At 63.8% G+C, this 2,293-nt stretch carries 4 protein-coding genes; all 4 read left to right on the top strand.

All coding sequences use genetic code 11. The features are described from left to right. Positions 1-572: GMC family oxidoreductase (locus EN893_RS29765; protein ID WP_164901226.1), on the top strand; the 572-nt coding region annotated here is incomplete at its 5' end. Next, positions 569-832, top strand: coding sequence for a hypothetical protein (locus EN893_RS29760; protein WP_127269730.1), 264 nt, complete (start codon positions 569-571; stop codon positions 830-832). The genes EN893_RS29765 and EN893_RS29760, both read left to right, overlap by 4 nt. Further along, positions 829-1,590: a 3-ketoacyl-ACP reductase gene (locus EN893_RS29755; protein WP_127269732.1), complete on the top strand. Its 762-nt coding sequence runs from the start codon at positions 829-831 to the stop codon at positions 1,588-1,590. Before EN893_RS29760 ends, EN893_RS29755 begins: the two co-directional genes overlap by 4 nt. Positions 1,591-1,602: 12 nt before the next feature. Continuing rightward, positions 1,603-2,293, top strand: a 691-nt coding sequence (locus EN893_RS29750) for a GMC family oxidoreductase N-terminal domain-containing protein (RefSeq protein WP_164901225.1), incomplete at its 3' end; no start/stop codon positions are given.

Raw genomic sequence — 2,293 nt, 5'->3', positions numbered from 1 at the left:
ATGCCGTCTACCAGAAGACCTTGATGCTGAACGACTATTACCTGTCCGACGGCAAGGGCGGCAAGCCGCTGGGGAACGTCCAGTTGCTCGGCAAGATCGACGGCAACATGCTGCGGGCCAATGTCAAATACACGCCGGGATTCGCGCTCGATTTCATGGCCGGCCACGCCGTCGACTGGTACCTGATGTGCGAGGATCTGCCCGATCCGGAAAGCCGCATCATGGTCGACGGCAAGGACATCGTCATGCAATGGCGGCGCTCCAACATGCGGTCGCTCGACGGGCTGACCAAGGTGATGCGCGAAAATTTCCGCGCCTGCGGTTATCCCATCGTTCTGTCGCGCCCCTTCGACAAGCGCACGCCGTCGCACCAATGCGGCACGATAAAGATGGGCGACGATCCGGCGACGGCGGCGCTCGACCCTTACTGCCGCTCCTTCGACCACCGGAACCTCTTCGTCGTCGACGGAAGCTTCTTGCCCAATTCGGCCGCCGTGAACCCGGCGCTGTCGATCGCCGCCCAGGCAATGCGCGTTGCCGATCACATCCGCAAGGTGGAGCTTACGGCATGATCGGTTTGCGCCGCCCCTCATCCGCCTGCCGGCACCTTCTCCCCGTAAACGGGGAGAAGAAAGCTGGTCGCAACCTCGGCGATCCTTTGGCGATTGGCGAGAACGGCGGCGCGAGCGTCCTTCTCCCCGTCACTATACGGGGGGTTGAGGAGTGGTCCGCGCAGCGGACGAAAAGCCAACTGCTTGGCTTTTCGAACGACGAACGCTCCGGCAGGGCGATGAGGGGCGGCGCTGACATCCGCAAGGCTAGCTTCCAATGACCCGCCCCTCCGCCATCGTCACCGGCGGCGCGCGGGGCATTGGCCTTGCCTGTGCCCAGGCGCTGGCGGATGGCGGCTACGATATTCTGGTCGCCGACCTTGCCGAAACAGCCGCTGACGGACTTGCCGCCGACATCACCAAGCGTGGCGCGAAATTTGCCTACATCCAGTGCGACATCGCCGATCTCGCCAGCCACACCGCACTTGTCGATGCCGCGATGCGCGCCTTCGACCGTATCGATTGCCTGGTCAACAATGCCGGCGTCGGCGCCGTGGTGCGCGGTGACCTCTTGGACCTCAAGCCGGAGAATTTCGACCGCACGCTCGGCATCAATCTGCGCGGCACTGTGTTCCTCAGCCAGGCCGTGGCCAAGGCGATGCTCGCCGCGCCAGGCGATCCCCCGAAATCAATCATCACCATCACCTCGGTCAGCGCCGAAATGGCATCGCCGGAGCGGCCGGACTACTGCATCTCGAAAGCCGCACTTTCGATGTGGGTGAAGAACCTGGCGCTGCGGTTGGCTCCCGAAAACATAGGCGTGTTCGAGGTGCGGCCCGGCATCATCCGCACCGACATGACCTCAGGCGTGACCGCCAAATACGACGCCCTCATCGACGGTGGTCTGGTGCCGGCAAAGCGCTGGGGCGAAGCATCGGATATCGGTGCGGTGGTGGCAACGCTCGCCGGTGGCAAGCTCGGCTTTTCGACCGGCTCGATCATCAATGTCGACGGTGCGCTCTCCGTGGCGCGACTGTAAATGGATGGTTTCATGACCGACTACATCATCGTGGGCGCCGGGCCGGCCGGCTGCGTTCTGGCCAACCGGCTGAGCGAGGATCCGGGCAACTCGGTCTTGCTGCTCGAAGCTGGCGGCAAGGACTGGCATCCCTATATCCACATGCCGGCGGGCTTCGCCAAGATGACGAAGGGGATCGCCTCCTGGGGCTGGTCGACCGTGCCGCAGAGAAACATGAAGGACCGCGTCTTCTGGTACACGCAGGCCAAGGTGGTCGGCGGCGGCTCGTCCATCAACGCCCAGATCTACACGCGCGGCAACGCCCGCGATTACGACGCCTGGGAGAAGGAAGAGGGCCTCGCCGGCTGGGGCTATCGCGATGTGTTGCCCTATTTCAAACGCGCTGAGAACAACCAGCGCTACGCCAACGATTTTCACGGCGACCAGGGGCCGCTCGGCGTCTCGAACCCGATTGCGCCGCTGCCGATCTGCGAAGCCTATTTCCGTGCCGGCCAGGAGATGGGCATCCCCTTCAACCCGGACTTCAACGGCGCTGCCCAAGAAGGCGTCGGCTACTACCAGCTGACCCAGAAGGATGCCCGGCGCTCGTCCGCTTCAGTCGCCTATTTGAAGCCGATCCGCGCCCGCAAGAACCTGACCGTCCGAACCGATGTGCTGGTGACGCGCATCGTCGTCGAGAAGGGCCGCGCCATCGGCGTCGAAT

The organism is Mesorhizobium sp. M7A.F.Ca.CA.004.04.2.1, from assembly GCF_004022825.1.
In the GTDB taxonomy this organism is placed as follows: Bacteria; Pseudomonadota; Alphaproteobacteria; order Rhizobiales; family Rhizobiaceae; genus Mesorhizobium.
Note: the sequence above shows the minus strand (reverse complement) of the source record. Positions and strands in the feature narration are given on the sequence as shown.